Raw genomic sequence first — 19258 nt, forward strand, 5'->3', positions numbered from 1 at the left:
CCGCATCGCTGGTGGGCGTGGTCTGGGACGGGCAGGCCGACCGACGCCGACGGCGAGGGGGAGGTGCCGGGGCCCCGAGCCCACCGAACCTGCACCGGCAGCTTGACAGTCCCCCTCTCATAGATGGGTTCGCTCCGTCAGAAGCCGCGCGTCGCGATCGGGCCGGGGAGGCGATGAGCCCGGTTGATCCCGGGAGCGTCCGAGGACGGACGGGAGGGGAAGCGGTCGGAATGGGGTTGCGCCCGACGCTTGGGATCGTCGTCGGATTGCCAAGGAACGGCCCGAGGAACCGGGGGGGGGGGAGGAGCGAGGCCGTCCCGCCCCGCCTCGCCCCCCTCTATCGAGAAGATGGCAAACGGAGCGGGTTCCGGTGACACAAAGTGCCCCTGGTCCCGATCGGAGGCTCTCGGCAAGGCTTGGTTCCTGGCCTCCCCGGGGCCGCAAGGAGGACCGATCCCGAGAATCCGCCAGGTGATCGGTCGGCACCTCGGCGTCGACCCGAGGTGCCGCTCGACTCGATTCGGTCCCGTGCGGTCGAGGGGGGAACCCGGCCCCTCGGACGTCGCCTCCCGTCGGCCATTGAGGCCGCAAGCGGTTTCTCCGGAACACCTTGCGGACAGACGAGGCGAATTGGCGGGGCTCCCCGGGACCACCACGCCACCGGTTCGCTCCGTCTCGGTTCGGTCGGGAGCATCCGGCTGAGCCGCGCACGCATGGATGTCGAATTGGGGAGAACGGCCGCCCCGTCCCGGCAGGGCGGAGGGGTTGATGTCGGGTCAGCGGGGGAGGAACTGGACGGCGTCGATGATGACGTGGCCGTCGGTTCCCTCGGTGCGGATCTCGACGGCGGCCTCGCCCGCGAAGGGGAAGGTGCCGAGGGAGTGGAACGGGCCGGGTCCGGAGGGGGGGCGGCGCTGGTTGAGGCAGAGGGAGGAGGGGCCTCCGGCGTGGCGGATGGTGATGGGGACGTTGGAGGCTCGGTTGGGGTTGGGGGTGTAGGAGAGGAGGACCTCGTAGCGGCCGGGTTCAAGAGGGGTGCGGAAGGTGGCGTGCTTGGTTCCCTTGCCGGCGTCGGCGTCGTGGCGGTAGCCGAGGTCGACGAAGGGGAGGAGCGCGGAGCTGGTGGGCCAGGCCCCGACCAGCTCGGCGGCGGTGTCGTCGAGGACGACGCCGTCGAGGTCGGAGGAGGAGAGCGGGACGCTGGGGCGGTGGGCGGTGGAGTCGGGGAGGTCGAGGACCTGGCCGTCGGCGAGGAGGCGGTCGCGGAGGGCGTCGGGGGGGATGGCCTGGACCGTCGAGCCGTGGTCGATGGCGAGGCAGGAGGCGGTGGCGGCCGACTGGCCGAGGATCATGAAGACGGGTTCCATGCGGATCGAGCCGTAGGCGATGTGAGAGGAGGAGAGGCAGACGGGGACAAGCAGGTTGACGCACTCCTCCGCCCTGGGGACGAGGGCGCGGTAGCTGATGGAATAGGGGCCGCCGGGGCTGACCTGGATGTCTCCCTCGTTGCGGGCGTGGCCGTGCTCGTCGACGTAGCGCTGGACGTTGTGCGAGTCCATGTTGTAGGAGCCCATGCCGACGGGGTCGGGGGTGGGTTCCAGCCCTCGGAGGTGGCGTTCGGTCATCACGAAGTCGGAGACCATGCGGCGGGCCTCCCGGACGTAGATCTGGTGCGGCCAGTGGCCGTTGTCGACGAATTCGTCTCGGGCCAGGCCGTAGGAGGCCGCCCGGGAGCGGATGTCCTCGGGCACGCCGGGGTCGTTGGCGAGGAAGTACATCAGGCCTTTTTGATACCGCTCGTGCTCGGCGATGATCTCGCGACGGCGCTCGTAGGACGCCTCCGGGTAGTCGTCGTTCCTGCCGATGTTGTCGGTGGAGAAGGCGCCGTGGTTGTTGGTGTCGGTCTTGCGGTTGGGGATGGGGTCGAACTTGTTGAAGACGCCCTTCCAGCCGCCTCGGAGGTAGCGGCCCAGGAGTTCGTATTCGGCGGGGTCGTACCCCTCGGGCTTCTCGAAGGGGAGGCGGTTGTCGGGGTGGTCGGTCAGGCACATGCGGAAGCAATAGGCCTGAACACGGTGATCTCCCTGGCCGTCCTCGCCGGGAGGGCCGGGGTGGATGCGGGGGAGCAGGCCGCTGGAGGGGTCGCCGGGGACGACGTAGGGATCGACCGGGAAGTCGAACTGGTGGCTGACGGCGCGGGCGGTCTGGACGCCGTTGAGGGTTTCGCCGTAGGTGGCATTCGACTCCCGGCCGACGGTGTACGAGACGCCGGCGGCGGCCATCAGGTCGCCTTCATAAGTGGCGTCGATGAACTGTTTGCCCGAGAAGGTGCGGCCGTCGATCGTGGTGATCGAGACGATGCGGTTGCCGTCCTTCTCGACGCCCGACTCCCGGTCGAGCCAGGCGTCCCGGACGACGGGGATGTCGTGCTCGGCGACGAGGGCCTCGAAGATTTCCTCGGCGACGTGGGGCTCGAAGATCCACATGGTGCGCTGGTTGCCGTCGATGGCCGGGGTGCCCTGGCCCTTGTTGCCGTATTCGGCTCGGGACTGCCAGCGCCAGGCGTCGTCGTCCTGATAATGCCGCCAGACACGATGGTAGAACTCCCGGGCGAGGCCGCCGATGGCCTCCTTGCGCCCGCTGTCGGTCCAGCCGAGGCCGCCGCTGGAGAGCCCCCCGAGGTGGACATCCGGCGAGACGACCACGACGGACTTCCCCATGCGGTCGGCCTGCACCGCGGCGGCGATGCCGGCCGAGGTGCCGCCGTAAACGACAACATCGAACGACTGCGGGCCTCCGTCCCGTTCCTGGCCGGGTCCGGGTGCGATCGAGAGGCTCGCGAGGAACAGCAGGGCGGGGATCGTCGGCGACATGGAACGCACCGGGGTTCGGTTCCGAGGGGAATCGCGGGCTCCATCGCCCCCAATTGGACCACCCGGGGCCATCGTCAACCAGATCCTGCCGACGAGCGTCGACCGGCTGATCGTCGGCGCGACCGCCCTTGCCGAAGACGTCGCCGAGGCGGTAGACCTCGCCGAGGGTGGCGACGATGACGCGTGTGATTGGGAAAAAACAGTCTCTTGATGGCTTTCAGATTCGCGGGTACAATCTTGTTATTGTCGTTCCTAGAGCATCATATGGCCGATGCGTGCGGGTTCGGTCCTCGGCCCCCATGAGGAGCAGAGAGGCTTCGCGTCGGCGGAGTGGGCTCGGACGGGGACACTTGCGATGCGATCGGCGGCGCTTCTCGCCATCACCGTGTGCCTGTGGTCCGCCGCATCGGGATGCGGCCGTGGCGATCCCCCGCCCGAGGCCGCCCGTCCGGTCCGATATCCGCCGGTCGTCTTGCGGCCGGGCGACCCGGAGCCGGCGACCGGGCTCCGATCGATCGAGGTGACGAGGCCGGTCCCCGGTCAAGCGTTCGCACCTGGGGTCATCGTGCCTTGCACGCTGGAGTGTCGGGTGGCCGTGGGCGAGGAGTTCCGGCACAACGTCGACCTCGAGGTCAGGCGGCGCGACGTCATCACGGGCAGCGGCTCGGTGGACGCGGTCGACGATCGGGGCGAAGGCCGCTACACGCTCTCCGGCGTCGTGAGGATGCCGACGCAGCCCGGCCGTTACGAGTTGCGGGCCGTCGCCATGGTCACCGTGCTTCGCTATGGGGCCGATCCGACGACCCTGCCGGAATCGGAGGTCGTGAGGACGGTTTCCCGGCCGATCGCAATCGAGGTGGTCCCATGAAGGCGAGACGAGCGGGGGGGATTGGCGGCGTCGCCGGCGGCCTCTCGCTGGTGGAGTGCCTCGTCGTCGTGACGATCCTGGGCCTCCTGGCGGCCCTGATCATCCCCGCCGTCCAGGCGGCCCGGGAGGCCGCCAGGCGGCTGGGGTGCGGGAACAACCTGAGGCAGCTCGGCATCGCGCTGAACCAATACGCAGGCGTCTTCGGATCCTATCCGATCGACGGTGAGCATCCCCGCAGCTCGATCCACGTGGCCCTGCTCCCCTTCCTCGACCAGGGGCCGCTGGCCGAGACGCTCGCCGACCAGGCGACGGCCGTCGTCCCGCAACTCTCGTCCTTCCTCTGCCCCTCCGACGCGGTCCCCCTGGCCGAGCCGGGCGTCACCTGGACCAGCTACGCGGGCAACCACGGCGTCGGTGTCCAGCGGCACGGGTACAACGGCATCTACGGGCTGGCCGGCGGCCGACCCGTCGGGCCGGGCTCCGTGACCGATGGCCTGAGTTCGACCATCGCGCTGAGCGAATGGTGCCTCGGGGACACGACCCCGGAGGCCCGCGACCCGAAGCGGACGCTCTTCCACACCCCGGTCCGGCTCGATCGCCCCGAGGACCTGGATCGGTTCGCCGAGGCGTGCCGGGGGATCGACACCAAGACGGCGCGGGTCAATCACCACGCCAAGGGCCTCGACTGGACTTGGTCCGAGTTCGGGCACACCTTCTACAACCACACCCTCTCCCCGAACCAACCCTCGTGCCTCAACGGGACGGGCTACCAGATCGGTGCCTGGACGGCCGGCAGCATGCACCCCGGCGGCGTGAACTGTGCCTTCGCCGACGGGCACGTCCGGCTCGTCAAGGACACGATCGACGTCCTGACCTGGCGGGCCCTCGGCAGCCGGGACGGCGGAGAGACGGATCACCCGGCCGGGCGTTGATGCGCCGGACGTGGCCGGGCCGATCCCCCACGAGCCGACGGTGGGCGCGTGCCCGGCATCCCGCAACGCCCCGCCCCGGGGCGTTTTCTTCCCTTCCAGCTCGAGGAGGAGATCAATGCGTTGGTCGAGCCGTCGCATGCTCGCGCTACTCGTCTCGGCGGCCCTGCTGGCCCATGCCATCCCTGCGCATGCCAACATCACGATCAGCTTCACGAACCCGATCGCCAACAGCAATTTCGCCGTGGGGTCGCCGATCCCCTTCGGGGGTGGCATCGTTCTAAGCGCGCCGGAGCGGATCACCAGTCGAGTCCAGGTGGATCTGGTCCACAGCAGCACGTCGAATCCCCCGCCCGGCACCGGGACGATCCTCGATCGTACTGACGCCGCGCTCGAACCGTTCGTATTCAATCCCCCGCCGCCGCAGGCCTGGACGACAGCATCCACGACCTGGTATCACGCCACCAATCCTTCGGATCTGGTGGCCTCTCAGCAGCAGGGGAGCACGACCGGCTACTATCTCCGGGCGACCCCGTTCTGGAAGGGCGCGTTCCATTACATGACCCCCTCGGGTTGGATCTACACGACAATCGCACTGGGCCAGATCTCGTGAGGCCTACGGGCCGTCGGCCCCCCTCACCGATGATCGGACGAGCAGTTCTGGTCCCGGCCATCTCGTCGACGTGCCATCGAGGCGGCCGGGGCCCACTCCGATCCTGGGCGACCTTTCCCGACACGACCGGCCGGGCTCAGGCGGCAGCCCGTCGCCGCCGAGCCCGACTGGCGACCGGGGCGGGGCCGGCGCGGCGGCCGGGCCCGCGCGGCGGTCAGTTGGCCTTGGTCGGCAGCGGGGAGCCGAGGGTGTCCCCGTTCGGCTGGAAGCCGTCGCCGTCGGCGTCGATGAAGATGGGGTTGCTCACGGCGACCGGCAGATCGTTGGCGTGGCCGCCGTCGCCGAAGACGGCGCCGAGGCGGGACTGCTCGCCAATGGTGGCGACGATGACGTGGGTGTCTTCCTGGAGGGTCAGGGGGATCTCCCGGTCGAACCGCACGGCCCCCTCGGAGGAGAAGGCGTCGGGGGTCGACTCCCGGGTGAAGTTCAGGTCCTCGACGGCCCGGCCGTTGAGGAAGACCTGAACGCGGTCGACGTCGAACCAGTTGGGGCACTGGACCCGGATCGACAGCGTGGCCGAGCCCCCGGAGAGGGCCAGGTCGTCTCCGGGGATGGCCTCGGTGCCGTTGGATCGGGCGAGGACTTCGAGGAAGGGCCCGCTGGACATGACGACGTGGCCGGACTCGGCGGCATGGACCATGTCCATAACATCAATCTTCGAGGGGTCGTCGGTCGGGTTCTTGAGGTAGTTGCGCAGCCAGCCGGAGCCGTGGAGGTTGTCGTGGGCGTCGGTGTTCACGACGCCGGGGAAGCGGTGCCCCTGGTTGAGCAGTTGCATCCAGTTGACGATCGTGTTGTTGGTGTTCCTCCCGCCCCGCTCCAGGACGGCCGGCTGGAAGATGGTGTGCGGCGGGTGGACCTCGATGACGTCCATGTGGCCGAACATGCCTCGGAAGCCCTGGTCGGGCTCGCCGTCGCCGTTGCGGTCGAAGAAGACGTGGCCGAGGTCGGGGTGGTTGAGCTGGATGAGCTTCTCGCTGTAGCCGTCCCAGAGGGCGAGGCGCTCGATCTGCATCTCGGGGTCGAGATCCAACATCGGGGCGCCGTTGTCCTGGGAGTGCTCGCGGAGCACCAAGGGGAAGGCGTTCTGGTGGTTCACGTCGCCGGGAGTGCTGGTCAGCTCGATGCCGGTGCAGGTGGCCATCAGGTGCTCGACGCCCAGGCGGCGCAGGTGGGGGACGTAGGTTGACAGCCGGTTGTGCTCGGTGCAGGGGGCGAATTCAATGTGCTCGCAGAGCAGGTTGAGCACGCGGCCGAGCTGGCTGGAGGTGTTGTCTCCCGAGGGAGTGGAGTGGCTGTGGAAGTCAGAGCTGACCCAGCCGGTCGTGTCGACGGTGCGGCGGAGGGTGGCGGCGAGGCGGGCCTCGGCGCCGCGATCGACGGTCAGCTCGGTGAACTCGGCGTCGTACTCGGGGCCGTGGCTGATGACCACGTCGTAGGAGCCGGGGGCGAGGGCGCGGCGGAATCGGCCGTCGTGGGAGTAGTACAGGTTGCCGACGGCGACCTCGCCGGAGTCGGGGCCGAAGTCGGGGGTGGGGGTGCCGCCCTTGCCGACGAACTGGACCTTGCAGGGGATCGGGCCGCCGTCCTCTCCGGAGATCTCGGCGACGACGAAACCGGGACGGGGGAGCGTGGCCTCGAATTCTCCCGGGCTGACCTCCTCGACCACGGTCGTCCGGTCTCCCCAGGGAGCGACGACCTCCGTGACGTACTCCGAGCCGTTGTCGGGGACTCGGGCGGAGAGCCGACCCCGGGCGTCGGTGCGGCCGAGGCCGAAGCGATCGCCGTCGATGGTCAGGGAGACCTCGGCGCCGGCGACCGGGGCGCCGGAGGAGTCTCGGACGGTGAGCGAAGCCGGCATCAGCCGGTCGCCGGCGATCGAGGAGGCGACGGCCCGGACGCCGAACAGGTCGGCGGCGGGGAAGAGGAAGCGGGTCAGCGAGGCGGAAGCGCCCGGAGGGAGCGTCACCTCGGCCTGGCCGTCGACCGAGTAGTTGAGGTACGAGTACCTCGCGTCGGACTTGCTGGTGATGGCCGAGCCCTCGGCGAGGACGCCGTAGGCCTGGCCGAAGTGGGAATCGGCGACCCAGAACAGCTTGGACGACCCGTCGGGGGCCTTCTCGAAGGTCCTCTCGGCGCGGAGGGCGTCGGTGGGGGTAATCGTCAGGTCCCGGCCGGTGTCGTTGGTCCAGGTGGTCTGAACGGTGATGGCGTCGTCGTCGTCGGAGAGGGTGTAGCGCAACTCGACGAGCGGCCGATCGGGGCGGGGCTTCGACAGGAGGCGGAGCGTGACCGCTCGGGCTCGGACGAACATCGAGGGGCGGGGTTGGTTGGTGCCGTCGATCTCGTTGCGCTCGACGTCGAAGACCTCGGGCTCGTCGACCTCGACGCCAGCGAACTGAAAGTCGTGGGTGGGAGAGGCGGCGTAGAAGGCCTGAAGCTGGTCGCCGCCGTCGGAGTCGCGGCGGGCCAGGTCGATGATCATGCCGCCAACGTCCCGAACCGTCATGTTCGCGTTCCGCATCCGGACCGGTCGGGCGACGACGGCGACAACCCGGTCGTTGCGGAGCACGAAGTCGCCGGAGATGGCGTCGGCCTCCTTGCCGGTCGGGGCGTAGGTGTCCCAGGTGGGGGGGGCGAGCGTAACCAGGTCGGTCGCCCGAACCGTCGTCGCGAAGATCGCCAGCGACGCGGTGGCGAGCCATCCGAAGCGGGGCGTTCCCCTCATGGCGGCCTCGACATCTCGGAGTGTTGGGATTCTCGTGGTGGGACCCGCGGTCCCCGGGGCCGGTGCCGCCCCGGGCGGCCCTATTGAACGCCCCCAGACGGCCAATCGCCAGCACGATCCCCGGGCTTCGCGCCCCTTTCCCGGGACCTTCATGCGAGGCCCAGCGGCCATCTTGCACATCCCGATCAAGTTACGTTAGATTGTCCGGACGACGTCCGAGGATCCCCGATCCCCGATCCCCGATCCCCGAGCAGGTGGTCACGGTCCATGCCCCGCCTCGCGCCCGTGTTGCTGGTGGCGATGTTGCTGCTGATCGGCGGGAGCCTCGCGACCGCCGGGCCCCCGGAAGGTCCGGCAGCGCCGGCCGATGGGCCGGCGGCGGCGCCGGGAGCGGCAGCGGCGGCGGCGGCGGGGGGGGTCGGAGGCGCCCCGGCGCTGGGGTTCGGGGCGTGGTTCACGATGGGGCTGACGGTGCTGGTGCTGCTGGCCCTGATCCGGGACTGGGCGTCTCCCGACGTGGTGTTCCTGGGGGCGGCGGTGCTGCTGGCGCTGGTCGGGGTGCTGGAGCCGGCCGAGGCGTTCGCCGGGTTCTCGAACCCGGGGGTGTTGACCGTGGCCGGGATGTTCGTGGTGGCCGCGGGGCTCCGGGAGACGGGGGTGCTGGACGTCGTGGGAGACTGGCTGCTCGGCCGGGTCGGCACGGCGGGGGGGGCGAGGGCGAGGCTGGCGGGGCTGGTGCTGCCCAGCTCGGCGGTGATCAACAACACGCCGATCGTGGCGATGCTGCTGCCGGTGGTGGTCGACTGGTGCCGCCGGCAGCGGGTGGCGCCGTCGAGCCTGCTGATGCACCTGTCGTTCCTGTCGATCCTGGGGGGCTGCTGCACGCTGATCGGCACGAGCACCAACCTGGTGGTGCACGGCCTGTTGCTGAAGCAGGGGGATCCGAACCTGCCGGGCCTGGGGTTCCTGGAGCTGGGGATGGCGGGGATCCCGTGCGCGCTGGTCGGCGCCGCGTACCTGCTGCTGGTGGCCCCGAGGCTGACCCCGAAGCGGAAGGACGCGAGGCAGCAGCTGAGCGAGTCGAGGAGGGAGTACCTCTCGGAGCTGAAGGTGGCCCCCGAGTGCAAGCTCGTGGGCAAGACGGTCGAGGAGGCCGGGTTGCGTCACCTTCCGGGGTTGTTCCTCATCGAGATTGACCGCGACGGGGAGGCGATCGGCCCGGTGGAGCCCGATGTCACGATCCACGCCGGCGACCGCCTGATCTTCACCGGAGACGTCTCGACGATCACCGAGCTGGAGAAGATTCCTGGCTTGGTGCCCGCGGCGCAGCCGGAGTACGAGATCAACGCCGGATCGGGAGTCGGCCGACCTGGCCACCGGCTCTGCGAGGCGGTTGTCAGCTCGGCCTCGCCGTTGGTGAACCAGAGCGTCCGCGAGGCCGGCTTCCGAGCGCTCTACGACGCGGCGGTGGTGGCCGTGCACCGCAATGGGGAACGCCTGGCGGGCAAGGTGGGAGACATCGAGCTTCGCCCGGGAGACACGTTGCTGCTGCAGGTCGGCCCGGACTTCAGCCGAGCGTACCGGGATCACAACGACTTCTACCTGGTGTCCGAGGTTCCGGGCTCGACGGCCGTGCGGCACCGTCGGGCCCCGGCGGCGGCGGCGATCACGGTGCTGCTGATCGTGGCGATCGCCTCGGGGCGGGTCGAGCCGGCGGTGGCGGCGCTGCTGGCCGGGGGGCTGATGGTGGCGACCGGCTGCCTGTGGCGGATCGACGCGCTGCGGGCGGTCGAGTGGCCGGTCTTGCTGGCGATCGCCGCCTCGCTCGGCCTGGCCGAGGCGCTGGACAAGACCGGGGCCGCCGCCGCCGGGGCCGAGCTGCTGGTGGGCGCCACCCGGTCGTTCGGGCCGATCGCCACGCTGGCGGCCCTGTACCTGGGAACGATGATCCTCAACGAGCTGGTGACCAACAACGCCGCCGCGGCGCTGGCCTTCCCCCTGGCCCTGGAATCGGCCCGGGTGCTCGGCGCCGAGCCCCGCCCGTTCGTCATCGCCATCACCCTGGCGGCCTCCTTCGCCTTCGCCTCCCCCATCGGGTATCAGACCCACATGATGGTCTACGGCCCGGGAGGCTACCGCTACGGCGACTTCGTCCGCGTCGGCGTGCCACTGAACCTGCTCCTCTGGGCCACAGCGACGGTCCTGGTCCCCCTGATCTGGCCGTTCTGACAAGCCAGCGAACCTCTCCCTGGCTCCGCCCCTGAGGAGAAAACCCCCTGACATCTTTTCTCGCCGGTCGCCAGACGGTAAGATAACCTCCACCTCGCACCGCCAATGCGTGTGCATCGCACCCGTAGCTCAACTGGATAGAGCATCGGTCTACGGAACCGAAGGTTACAGGTTCGAATCCTGTCGGGTGTACTGCGTCGGCCGGCGACTCCGGCCGACAACTAGCGCCTAAGCCCCGCCCCGGCGGGGCTTTGCGTTTTGGGGCGTCGGTCACTCCCCGAGATCCTTCGGGGACAGCCGGTGCCGGTTCGGGACGGTCGGCGGCAGGAGTTCCTGCAACCGGGGCTGCAACCCGATCCCCGGCAGCTCCCCTCTCCTGGTCCGCGGCGCCGAGCCCCGGCACCGCCGGGAGGCTGGCGATCGCCCCGGCCTGGACGTCCAGCCCGAGGTGGGTATAGCGGCTGGCCGTCAGCTTCGGGTCGCTGTGCCGCGCCAGCTTCTGGGCGGTGGCCAGCGGCACCCCGGCCCGGCTCAGGTTGCTGATGAAGGTGTGCCGGTTGGCGTGGAAGTCGGCGAAGAGTCCCTCCTCGTCGCGATAGGCGACCCCCGCCCGCTCCAGGTCGAGACGCATCATCTTCGACGTCTTGCGGAAGTGGCCCGACGGGGTGCGGAGCGCGAACAGCGGCGTGCCTTCCGCGAGGTCGGGCCGCGCGGCGAGCCAGGCCCGGAGCCGCTCGACCACCGCCGGGTGGAGCGGCAGCCGCTCGGCCTTCCGCCGCTTGCTGAACTGCGCCGGGAGCCGCACCGTCGCCTGCTCGGAATCGAGGTCGAGGCTGCGGGGCGTGAGCGCCGCCAGCTCGGCGCGGCGGAACCCGGTCCAGGTCGCCAGGATGTAGAGCATCGCCCGGTCCGGGCCCGACAGGCCCTCGACGACGGGGCCCTCGGATGCCGCGCGGAGGAGCCGCCCGAACTCCTCCTCGGTCAGCGCCCGGCGATCGTGCCGGCGGTCGGTGGCGACGTTCAGCCGCCGGAGCGTCACGAGTGGGTTCTTGGCGATGCGATCGTGCGCCTGGAGCCAGGCGCAGAAGGCCTTGGCCAGGTCCTGGTAGAAGTTGCTCGTCTGGGCCGAGAACCGCCGGCCGGCCCGCCGCCGCTCGGCCAGCCAGGCGGCCACCTTCGGCGCGTCGATTTCGGACAGGCGGCGGAAGCCGCAGCCGTCGCAGAGCGCCTCGATCCGCCGGATCGTCTGGCCGACGTGCTTCTCGGTGCTGCCCTTGGAGCGGAGGAAGGTGCGGTAGTCCTCCAGGTGCTCGGCCAGCGGCCGGGCCTCGTGCTCCTCGTACGGGTCGTGCAGGCCCGCCTCCTTCCGCTCGACCCGGCGGACGATCTCGTTGAGCTTCGCCTGGGCGGCGGCCTTGTCGGTCGCGAGCGGGACGCGGCGGGTGATCCCCTCGGCGTCGCGGTACTCGCCGTACCACTTGCGGCTCCGCTCGCGGACGACGCGGGTGCCGGGCGTCCCCTTGGGGACGCGGCGGCCGTGCTCGTCCAGGTAGCGGGTGATCCTCAGCTTGAACAGAGCGGGCATGTCCCGGCCTCCGGGGGGTCGTTCGCGTCAGGTGTCGTCCGGGATGTCGGCCCCCTGCGGGGCCGGGGTGTGATCGTCGCGTCGCGGGTCGGGGCAACCGGCCGCGATCCAGAGCCGGATCTCCTCGCGCCGCCAGCGGACGGCCCGGCCGATCCTCAGGGGCCGGGGCAGCCGCCCCGAGGCCTTCAGCCTCCAGAGTGCCCGCCGCGAGACGTCGAGCAGCCGAGCCACCTCCGCGGCCGGGATCAGGAGCGCCCAATCGTGATCGTCTCTGGTGCCGCGATCCGACGTCGCCACGTCGCCCTCCGGGAAGTTCGTCCGTATCCGCCAGATGGTGATGGAGATCCGCGCCCGCTCCGCGGCGATGAGGCGCCCATCCTCGCCCCGCCGGGCCGCGTCCTGTCCGGGCCCCGGGACGGAGGCCATGGGCTCATCTCCTAAAGCAGAAAAGACTTCGCGCAAACTCAATCGGAGGTTTGCGTCGATCGTCAGCGACCGCGGTCATCGCACGTCGTCGTCCGGAAGGCCTCCAGCTCCTCGCGGGCGACCCGGTAGAATTCGCGATCGGCCTCGGCCCACTCCTCCTCGCGGAGCAGGCACTGGATGACGTGGCGGCAGCGCCGGGCGATGCGGATCGCCGCCTCGTGGACCCGGGGGTCGGCCGGCCGGCTCTCGATGAACATCTCGAAGGGCTCCTCTGATCGCTCCCCGGGGGGCTTCAGGGCCGATCGGCCGGATCGGACACGGGCGGGCAGCCGCGGTCGACCCAGTCCCGGACCTCGTCGAGCCGCCAGCGGGTGTTGCCGCCGAAGCGGACGGGCCGCGGCAGGCGGCCGGCGCTCAGCAGGCGCCAGAGGGTGCGGGTGGAGACCCCGAGCATCGTCGCCACATCCTCGGCGGTGATCAACAGCGGTTGCTGCGTCTCGGTCGACATGGGCTCCTCCGGGGGCTTGGCTTGACGAGTCGGCGCGTGGCATCCCCGCGACCGCGGGAGCGAGGCCGGCGGCCCTGGGCTGGAATGCGCGCGGCGGGATGACGAGAATGGGTGCTTGCTACCGGCCGACGGAGACCCACCTCGCCGGTCGTGCCGGGTCGGCCGCGGGTCTCGTGCTGACCCGGTTGGTCATGGTACGGCGCCGCGGATCGCGGCTCAAGGCAAATCATAAGTGGTCGCCGATGTTTCTAAAGTATACTTTTTGTGTGCCGGGCCGGCCGCCCCGCCCGGCGATCGGGAGGCCGGGTCGATGTCGGACGCCGAGCTCAGCTTCACGCCCCCGCCCTGGCCGCACGATTCGAAGCCCGTGGCCTACGAGCTGGTCGCCTTCCAGCTCCGGACGGCCATCCTCGCGGGGGTGTACCGGCCGGGTGACGCCATCCTGAGGGGAAGGGTCGCCAAGCTGCTCGGCGTCTCACTGACGCCGGTTCGCGAGGCCATGCGGACGCTCGAGGCCGAGGGCCTCCTGCGGATCACGCCGCAGCTGACCGTCCTGGTCGACGTGGTCCACCGGGATGAGCCCCGCGAGCTCCTCGCCGCGACGCTCATCCTCGAGACCTATGCGGCCCGCGAGCTGACGGCGCGGGGGCGGGACATCGGCGAGCTCGAGTCGCTCCAACGCTCGATGCGCGAGCTGGTGGCCGACCCCTCGCCGGGCGGGAGGGTCCGGTTCGTCGACCTCGACGTCGCCTTCCACCGCGGGATCGCCCGCCTGGCCGGCCTGGCGAACGTCGAGCTGTTGCTCGGCCGGCTGCGGAACCGCACGCGCATCCTCGTGTCGCTCGACGAGCTCACCGAGGAGCGCCGCGCGGTGGTGCTCGATGAGCATGAGGCGGTGCTCAGCGCCCTGCGCTCACGCGACCCGGCCGCCGTCGCGGATGCGGTGAGGATGCACGTGGTGAATCGCGCAGGACGCTGGTTCAAGGACCACGCGGACTATCTCCGCACCCTGGAGATCGACGACCCGCGGACGTAGCCGAGCGATCGTCAACCCGTCCGCATCGTGGTACGTGATCCGGGACAGGATCTACTCGAGATCGAGAAGGGCTGTTCGTGTCCCGCGCCTGGTAGGGCGGCTATCCTCGAGCCCGATGCTCTCTTCGCGTCTCTTCGCCGGCGGAGAGCACCAGATCCTCGACCCGCTCCTTCGATTCGCGCCAGCTCCCGTTCCGGATGTGCCTCCTGACGTGTTGCTCAATGCTCCCCTTGAGTTCGAACAAATAGCTGTGATGGGAATAATCTGTCCTGTAGCCGCAGTTCTCGCATTTAAGATACATGCGCACCGGACTATACGCATGACCCTCAATCAGTTCGTGGTTGCAACGAGGGCAGCACGGCAAGAGCTCTGAGATGGCGAACTTGGTGCTACGCCACTGCCACCTCCACCGCCAGACGACTTCGTTAATGGCGTCCGACCGGTAGGCCCTGCACCAGAAGGATCGTGAAATGATGCCCCAGGCCGGGGCGATGAGGATGAGAATCGGTGGAGCGAGGAGGATGACCCACCCTGGCAAGGGATGTGATGCGCGGAGCCATTCCGCAGCCGAATTCGCTCGGAGCTCGAGCCAGTGGAGCGCGAGGCCGACGGACTCGCCCACCGTGTCTTCGAAATAACCCGCAATTGCTGTTGCAGCAGCCCCACAGAGAAGAACGCCAAGTGCCTTCCGGTGCTGTTCGAGAAATCGCGCGACGTGAGGGGCCATCCGCCGCATTGCTTACTGACTCTCGGCGATGAGCCTGGCGACGTGCTGGTGGATGATCAGCCGCCGGCACTCCTCGAACAGCGGCCCGCCTTCGCCCTTGCGCGACTCGTAGTTCTGGCGGAGGAACGGCGCGGCGCAGGCCAGCGCCTCGCCCTCGATCTCGGCGCGCCGCTCCTCGGTCTGGGCGGCCAGGAAGGTCTCGATCCGCCGCCGCTCGGCGTCCTCCCTGCGGTCCTTCCGCTGCCCGACGCGCGGCAGCTCGACGACGCCTCGTCTTGACGCCGGCACCGCGGCCCGCCGGTCGCCCCTCGCCGCCGGTCGCTTGCTGAACGTCACAGTCCAGCGCCCGCGGCCGAGCTTCTTGTAGCGCTTCTCGGCCGGCACCGCCTCGATGAAGCCGATCCCCTCGAGCTCCTCGACCGCCGGCTGGAGCGCCCGGCGGATCTGCGTGTTGTCGTAGTTGCGGCTCATCCCCAGGTGCTCGAAGGCCAGGGCCTGGAGGTCGAACTCCAGGCGCAGCTTGTGCGGCTCGAAGAAGTGCTTGTCGAGGTAGCGGTAGAGCCGCTTGGCCGCCTGCTGCTCGAGTTCGCGATAGACCTTGTAGTCGAGCTTCTTGAGGTAGCCCGAGCGGAAGCTGTCGAAGAGGAAGCCGTTCCAGCGGAACCAGGAGAGCGACTCGGTCGGCGGCTCGGTCCCCTCCCCGCCCGCGCGGCCCAGCCGGCGCGAGTCCTTCAGGCTGTAGGAGTCGATCAGGCCGAAGCCGGTGCGGTCGGTCCACTCGCGGTCCTTGTTGTCGCGCCAGGCCTTGCGGTAGGTGATCGTCACGCTCCGCCAGCGCTCCAGCGCCAGGCCGATCCGCTCATAGGACCAGCGGGTGTTGTCCCAGCCCAGGAGCTTGATGAGCTGCAGCCGGGTGAAGTAGACCAGCGGGCTGGTGAACTCGTTCTGGAGCTTGGCGAGCTGGAGCATGCCCATCAGGACGTCCTCGTCCTTGGCCGTCGGCAGCCCGTACTTCTCCGTGGCGGCGACCGTGACCTGGCGCCTGAGCGCGATGCCCTTCTCCTCGATCTCGTCGGAGACCTCCAGCGTCAGCAGCCCCGGGGGTGCCCGCTCCGAGAGCAGGGCGAGCGGGAACTCGACGAGGTTCATCTCGTCGCGGCCGTTGGTGAAGTCGGCGATGTTCTGGCCGACCTGCTTGCTGTTCCGGCGGATCGCTTCCACGTTTTTCCCTAGTTCAATCCCACCCGACCCGAGTATTGAGTACCAAGTAAACTAAGAGTAGAGTTTTTCTTTCTGCTGGATTCGCAAGGACTTAGGCCCCCGATCCCTGCCCCGGATGACGTATCATCCTGTCTCATTTCACGTGCGTTCCCTGTCCCGGATCACGTAGGTTTCCTGCGCGGTACGACGCAACGCCCCTGTGTCGGTTCACGTATCAGGGCCGGTGCCTCGCAGGACGATCCCTGTCCCGGTTCACGTATCGCTTCCTGCCCCGGATGACGTATCGCCCCGGGGCCGGAGAGCACGCCCCTAAGCCGCGGAAAGCACAGGGATTTTCCGGCCGAGGATCGTGCTTGCCGCGGGGTTTCCTGTCCGGATTCACGTATCGCTTTCCGCCCCCTCCCCGGCCACTACCGCTGGTGTGCCCGACCCCGCGGCCGCCCCAACGGGTCGTCCCCTCGCCCGGCCGGTTCCTGCATCACTTCACGTATTGCCGCGACGCCCTGCCCGGCCTAGCTTGCTTCAAGCGGCCTGAACCTGCGCGTACCTTCGCGTACCCCCGGCCGTACGACAACCGCTTTGTCCGACCGACAAGCCGGACGTATTGCAAGCATGCTTGCCAGCAATATTGCTTGCCGTATTGCTGTTCGCGCGGGTGGCGCCTTTGTCTGCACGGCGGTCGTCCGGGCTGTCTGACGTCCGGCCTGCTCGATGTTCGCGGTGCTGGCGGCGAAGTTGGTCGGGCGGCCTCCCTCGCGGCGGGCAGACGGTTGGGCTTGTCGCCTGCGTGGCTTCGGCGTCGTTCGGCCAACTGTCGTGCTGGCGGGGCTGTTGTATGCCCCGCTGCTCCGCCGGTCGCGCGCGTCCCCTCGTGGCCATCCCGTTGGCTCTGGGGCCGTCAGGTTGCGCGTCTAGTTGGCGGGTCGGGGGGGTGAGCGGCTGGTATGTCGAGGGTCTGCGCGGTTGCCGGGCCGGGTGGGATCCTGGCCTGCGTGTCGGCTGTTCGGCTGGTTGTCCGTGCGACTTGCATGCGCGCGGCGGCGTCGTTCGGCTGGCGTGCGGGCCTGGTCGCCGCGATCTCGCCCGGCCGGTGCTGCGCTTCGCTGCGCGTTCGGTGGCCTGCCCGACGGGCCGCGTGGTCGCAGCGCCATCCTGCCGGCAGGCTTGCGAGAAATACCGCTTGCCAGCCGTCCGGTCGGCGTTCTACGGTCGTCGCAAATGATCATCGCAATTGCCAACACCAAGGGCGGGGTGGGGAAGACCACCGTCGCCGTCCACCTCGCGGCCTGGCTCCACGAGAAGGGGTTCAAGGTCATCCTCGCCGACTGCGACGTCCAGCGATCCTCCTCGGAGTGGGTCCGCCAGGCCGTGCCCGAGATCCGGGCCCTGAAGCTGGACACCCCCGACGAGGTCCTCAACGAGCTGCCGAAGCTCCGGGACGAGGCCGACTTCATCGTGGCCGACGGGCCGGGGAGCCAGACGGAGATGAGCCGGGCGCTCTTGCTCCGGGCCGACTTCGCCGTCGTGCCGTGCAAGGCGAGCATGCTGGAGGTCCGCGCGCTGGCGAAGGCCACCGAGGTGCTCCGCCAGTCGCAGGACATCCGCAAGGGGCTGCCGCAGGCGGTGGCCGTCCTCAGCATGGTCGGCTCGAAGTACCGGCTCACGCAGGACATGAAGGACGCGGCCGACGCGCTGCAGCTGGACCTCGCGGGCACGGGGATCACGCTGCGGCAGATCTACGCCGACGCGCCCGGGCAGGGGACGGTCGTCTGGCGCATGGGCACCAAGGGGAGGGAGGCGGCCGCGGAGATCGACGAGGTCTTCACGGAACTCCTCGGCGAGATCGTGGCCGAGGCCTCGGGCAAGGTGGTGCGGATCAAGAAGGGTAGGGAACGCAGGCGCGCGAATCAGAAGTAGCCTGTCGGAGCAGCGACACGGAGGGATGCCATGAGCAAGCGGATATCGCTCGTCGAGAGCCTGAAGCGCGACCAGGAGGAGATCGACCCGGTCGTCGAGCAGAACTTCCTCAAATACGGCAAGCTGACGCCTCCCCCGGCGGCAACGGGCGAGCCACAGGCTGCAGTGCCCGCGCCGGCCCCGGCACCAGCGGAAGCGGCCTCCGTCGAGCCGGAGCCGGTCCGCCGCCCGAGGCCATCGAAGGTCGCCCCCGTCGGCCTCATCCCGGTCACCGTGCGGCTCCGGCCCGAGATCGCCGGGGCACTCAAGCGGGCCTCGCTCGAGCGGCAACTCTCCGGCGAAGAACTCTACACGCAACAGGACATCGTCGAGCAGGCGCTCGAGCCCTGGCTCAGGGCCGAGGGATATCTCTCGTAGCTCCCTGCCCGGCGTCTACGGCAGGCCCTCGGCCGGACTGCAGCTCCAGCAGGCGCTGACCTTCCCCGTGTACTGAAGGCTCAAAGCCGAATCAGGCACGAGCGCGCTTGCTCAGATGCCGGAATCGAACACCACCGCGGGAGCCGCCATCGTCCACCCTCATGCGCTCAGCGCAGTCCGGGTGGAGCACGAGGATTCACCGCGATGCATCGGCGGTGCCCTCTGCCTGGAGAATTCGCGAATGCGTGCTTGTATTCGTCGAAGGGATGATCGGTAGTCGCGATAGCTACCGTTCGAAGCTAGAATGTGACCATGATTGATGGTCTGGCGTGCCGGGAGGGGCGGCGGCCGCACGGATCGCCGTCAGGTGGAAAAAGACGTGGTCTTCTGGGTCTCAGCATCAAATGAGCACCCGGGAGCGGAGCAAGACGTTGGAGGAGTTCTCCATGGCCAACGGTGAGTTCGAGTACGACGTCGCGGTGTCTTTCGCTGGCGAGGACCGGGCCACGGCGGAGCGGTTCGCGGAGATACTGATGGCCGAAGGCCTTGGGGTCTTCTACGACACCTGGGAGCAGGCTACTCTGTGGGGCCGCGACCTGTATCAGCATCTTGACGAAGTGTACTCGAAAAGGGCGCGATTCTGCGTGATGTTCCTGTCCGCCCATTACGCGGCCAAGGCGTGGACAAACCATGAGCTGAAATCGGCCCAGGCGAGGGCGTTTCAGGAGAACGAAGAGTACATCCTGCCTCTGCGTCTCGACGACACCGTCATCCCTGGCATCAGGCCGACTCTTGGATACCTGGACCTCCGGAAGCTGAAGGTGGAGGATGCGGCTCAACTCGCGATTCAGAAAATCATGGCGGCGAGGTCGCGCGGCACAGGGGATAAGGCACTAGCGCAGCCGCCGGCCAGCGGCGCTATGGCCGCAGCCGTGCGGACGGGCAAGCTTCGGATCAAGAGGCAGTTTACCGAGCAGGAGTGCGACAGTTTTCTGGCTCTGTCGCAAAGAGAGCCGAAATGGGGGTGGGCCCGGTTGACAGTTTCGATGGAAGGGGAGGCACCTTCGTGGTGGACTGGGTCACAGCGACAATCGCCAGCACCCCGAAGGGCCCCCCCGATG

15 protein-coding genes, 1 tRNA gene and 1 pseudogene are annotated in these 19258 nt (G+C 69.2%); 10 read left to right on the forward strand and 7 right to left on the reverse strand.

The window, feature by feature from the left end:
* Positions 1–776: 776 nt before the first annotated feature.
* On the reverse strand, positions 777–2873 hold the full coding sequence (locus TsocGM_RS24475; RefSeq protein ID WP_233579172.1) for an FAD-dependent oxidoreductase: 2097 nt from the start codon (positions 2871–2873) through the stop codon (positions 777–779).
* Here TsocGM_RS24475 and TsocGM_RS24480 point away from each other — a divergent pair.
* The 4 genes from TsocGM_RS24480 (at position 2872) to TsocGM_RS24490 (ending at position 5283) form a co-directional block, all read left to right on the forward strand.
* The gene (locus TsocGM_RS24480) at positions 2872–3084 is read left to right on the forward strand and encodes a hypothetical protein (protein ID WP_126728094.1); all 213 of its coding nucleotides are present in this window, start codon (positions 2872–2874) and stop codon (positions 3082–3084) included. The two genes, TsocGM_RS24475 and TsocGM_RS24480, sit on opposite strands and share 2 nt — an antisense overlap.
* Positions 3085–3462: 378 nt before the next feature.
* Positions 3463–3741, forward strand: a complete 279-nt coding sequence (locus TsocGM_RS26360; protein ID WP_158633749.1) for a hypothetical protein — start codon at positions 3463–3465, stop codon at positions 3739–3741.
* On the forward strand, positions 3738–4673 hold the full coding sequence (locus tag TsocGM_RS24485) for a DUF1559 domain-containing protein (protein WP_158633750.1): 936 nt from the start codon (positions 3738–3740) through the stop codon (positions 4671–4673). Before TsocGM_RS26360 ends, TsocGM_RS24485 begins: the two co-directional genes overlap by 4 nt.
* A gap of 136 nt (positions 4674–4809) precedes the next feature.
* Positions 4810–5283 carry a hypothetical protein gene (locus tag TsocGM_RS24490; RefSeq protein WP_126728096.1) on the forward strand — a complete coding sequence of 158 codons (474 nt, stop codon included), beginning with the start codon at positions 4810–4812 and terminating at the stop codon, positions 5281–5283.
* A gap of 214 nt (positions 5284–5497) precedes the next feature.
* Here the strand turns inward: TsocGM_RS24490 and TsocGM_RS24495 are convergent, their stop codons facing one another.
* On the reverse strand, positions 5498–8071 hold the full coding sequence (locus tag TsocGM_RS24495; protein WP_126728097.1) for a CehA/McbA family metallohydrolase: 2574 nt from the start codon (positions 8069–8071) through the stop codon (positions 5498–5500).
* A gap of 267 nt (positions 8072–8338) precedes the next feature.
* Between TsocGM_RS24495 and TsocGM_RS24500 the strand changes: the two genes are divergently transcribed.
* Both TsocGM_RS24500 and TsocGM_RS24505 read left to right on the forward strand, forming a co-directional pair.
* On the forward strand, positions 8339–10300 hold the full coding sequence (locus TsocGM_RS24500) for an SLC13 family permease (RefSeq protein ID WP_199756900.1): 1962 nt from the start codon (positions 8339–8341) through the stop codon (positions 10298–10300).
* Between the two features lie 118 nt (positions 10301–10418).
* A tRNA-Arg gene (locus TsocGM_RS24505) sits at positions 10419–10492 on the forward strand.
* A gap of 265 nt (positions 10493–10757) precedes the next feature.
* Here TsocGM_RS24505 and TsocGM_RS28045 read toward each other — a convergent pair.
* From TsocGM_RS28045 to TsocGM_RS24525, 4 genes and pseudogenes are all read right to left on the reverse strand, one after another.
* Positions 10758–11885 (reverse strand): annotated as a pseudogene (locus TsocGM_RS28045) (tyrosine-type recombinase/integrase); the annotation flags it as partial.
* Between the two features lie 27 nt (positions 11886–11912).
* On the reverse strand, positions 11913–12311 hold the full coding sequence (locus tag TsocGM_RS24515; protein WP_126728098.1) for a helix-turn-helix transcriptional regulator: 399 nt from the start codon (positions 12309–12311) through the stop codon (positions 11913–11915).
* A gap of 62 nt (positions 12312–12373) precedes the next feature.
* A complete protein-coding gene (locus TsocGM_RS24520) occupies positions 12374–12568 on the reverse strand; it encodes a hypothetical protein (protein ID WP_126728099.1) in 195 nt (64 codons plus the stop codon).
* A gap of 35 nt (positions 12569–12603) precedes the next feature.
* The gene (locus TsocGM_RS24525; protein ID WP_126728100.1) at positions 12604–12819 is read right to left on the reverse strand and encodes a helix-turn-helix transcriptional regulator; all 216 of its coding nucleotides are present in this window, start codon (positions 12817–12819) and stop codon (positions 12604–12606) included.
* Between the two features lie 310 nt (positions 12820–13129).
* On the opposite strand from TsocGM_RS24525, the gene TsocGM_RS24530 reads away from it, so the two are divergent.
* Entirely contained in the window at positions 13130–13855 is a 726-nt protein-coding gene (locus TsocGM_RS24530; protein WP_126728101.1) for a GntR family transcriptional regulator, read from the forward strand.
* Between the two features lie 739 nt (positions 13856–14594).
* On the opposite strand, the gene TsocGM_RS24535 is transcribed toward TsocGM_RS24530, so the two are convergent.
* Positions 14595–15803, reverse strand: a complete 1209-nt coding sequence (locus TsocGM_RS24535) for a replication initiator protein A (RefSeq protein ID WP_126728102.1) — start codon at positions 15801–15803, stop codon at positions 14595–14597.
* Positions 15804–17021: 1218 nt separating this feature from the next.
* On the opposite strand from TsocGM_RS24535, the gene TsocGM_RS24540 reads away from it, so the two are divergent.
* The 3 genes from TsocGM_RS24540 to TsocGM_RS24550 all read left to right on the forward strand — a co-directional run.
* Complete coding sequence (locus TsocGM_RS24540) at positions 17022–17720, forward strand: ParA family protein (RefSeq protein WP_126728103.1); 699 nt, start codon at positions 17022–17024, stop codon at positions 17718–17720.
* A 30-nt stretch (positions 17721–17750) separates the two neighbouring features.
* Positions 17751–18137, forward strand: a complete 387-nt coding sequence (locus TsocGM_RS24545; RefSeq protein ID WP_126728104.1) for a hypothetical protein — start codon at positions 17751–17753, stop codon at positions 18135–18137.
* A gap of 431 nt (positions 18138–18568) precedes the next feature.
* A partial coding sequence (locus TsocGM_RS24550) for a toll/interleukin-1 receptor domain-containing protein (RefSeq protein WP_199756901.1) occupies positions 18569–19258 on the forward strand: 690 nt, incomplete at its 3' end.

Source organism: Tautonia sociabilis (genome assembly GCF_003977685.1).
Classification (GTDB): domain Bacteria; phylum Planctomycetota; class Planctomycetia; order Isosphaerales; family Isosphaeraceae; genus Tautonia; species Tautonia sociabilis.

Coding starts and splice junctions, on each gene's coding strand:
- TsocGM_RS24480 (WP_126728094.1), top strand. CDS start 2,872: ATGGAACGCACCGGGGTTCGGTTCCGAGGGGAATCGCGGGCTCCATCG.
- TsocGM_RS24530 (WP_126728101.1), top strand. CDS start 13,130: ATGTCGGACGCCGAGCTCAGCTTCACGCCCCCGCCCTGGCCGCACGAT.
- TsocGM_RS24520 (WP_126728099.1), bottom strand. CDS start 12,568: ATGTTCATCGAGAGCCGGCCGGCCGACCCCCGGGTCCACGAGGCGGCG.
- TsocGM_RS24540 (WP_126728103.1), top strand. CDS start 17,022: ATGATCATCGCAATTGCCAACACCAAGGGCGGGGTGGGGAAGACCACC.
- TsocGM_RS24485 (WP_158633750.1), top strand. CDS start 3,738: ATGAAGGCGAGACGAGCGGGGGGGATTGGCGGCGTCGCCGGCGGCCTC.
- TsocGM_RS24475 (WP_233579172.1), bottom strand. CDS start 2,873: ATGTCGCCGACGATCCCCGCCCTGCTGTTCCTCGCGAGCCTCTCGATC.
- TsocGM_RS24545 (WP_126728104.1), top strand. CDS start 17,751: ATGAGCAAGCGGATATCGCTCGTCGAGAGCCTGAAGCGCGACCAGGAG.
- TsocGM_RS24490 (WP_126728096.1), top strand. CDS start 4,810: ATGCTCGCGCTACTCGTCTCGGCGGCCCTGCTGGCCCATGCCATCCCT.
- TsocGM_RS24525 (WP_126728100.1), bottom strand. CDS start 12,819: ATGTCGACCGAGACGCAGCAACCGCTGTTGATCACCGCCGAGGATGTG.
- TsocGM_RS24500 (WP_199756900.1), top strand. CDS start 8,339: ATGCCCCGCCTCGCGCCCGTGTTGCTGGTGGCGATGTTGCTGCTGATC.
- TsocGM_RS24515 (WP_126728098.1), bottom strand. CDS start 12,311: ATGGCCTCCGTCCCGGGGCCCGGACAGGACGCGGCCCGGCGGGGCGAG.
- TsocGM_RS24495 (WP_126728097.1), bottom strand. CDS start 8,071: ATGAGGGGAACGCCCCGCTTCGGATGGCTCGCCACCGCGTCGCTGGCG.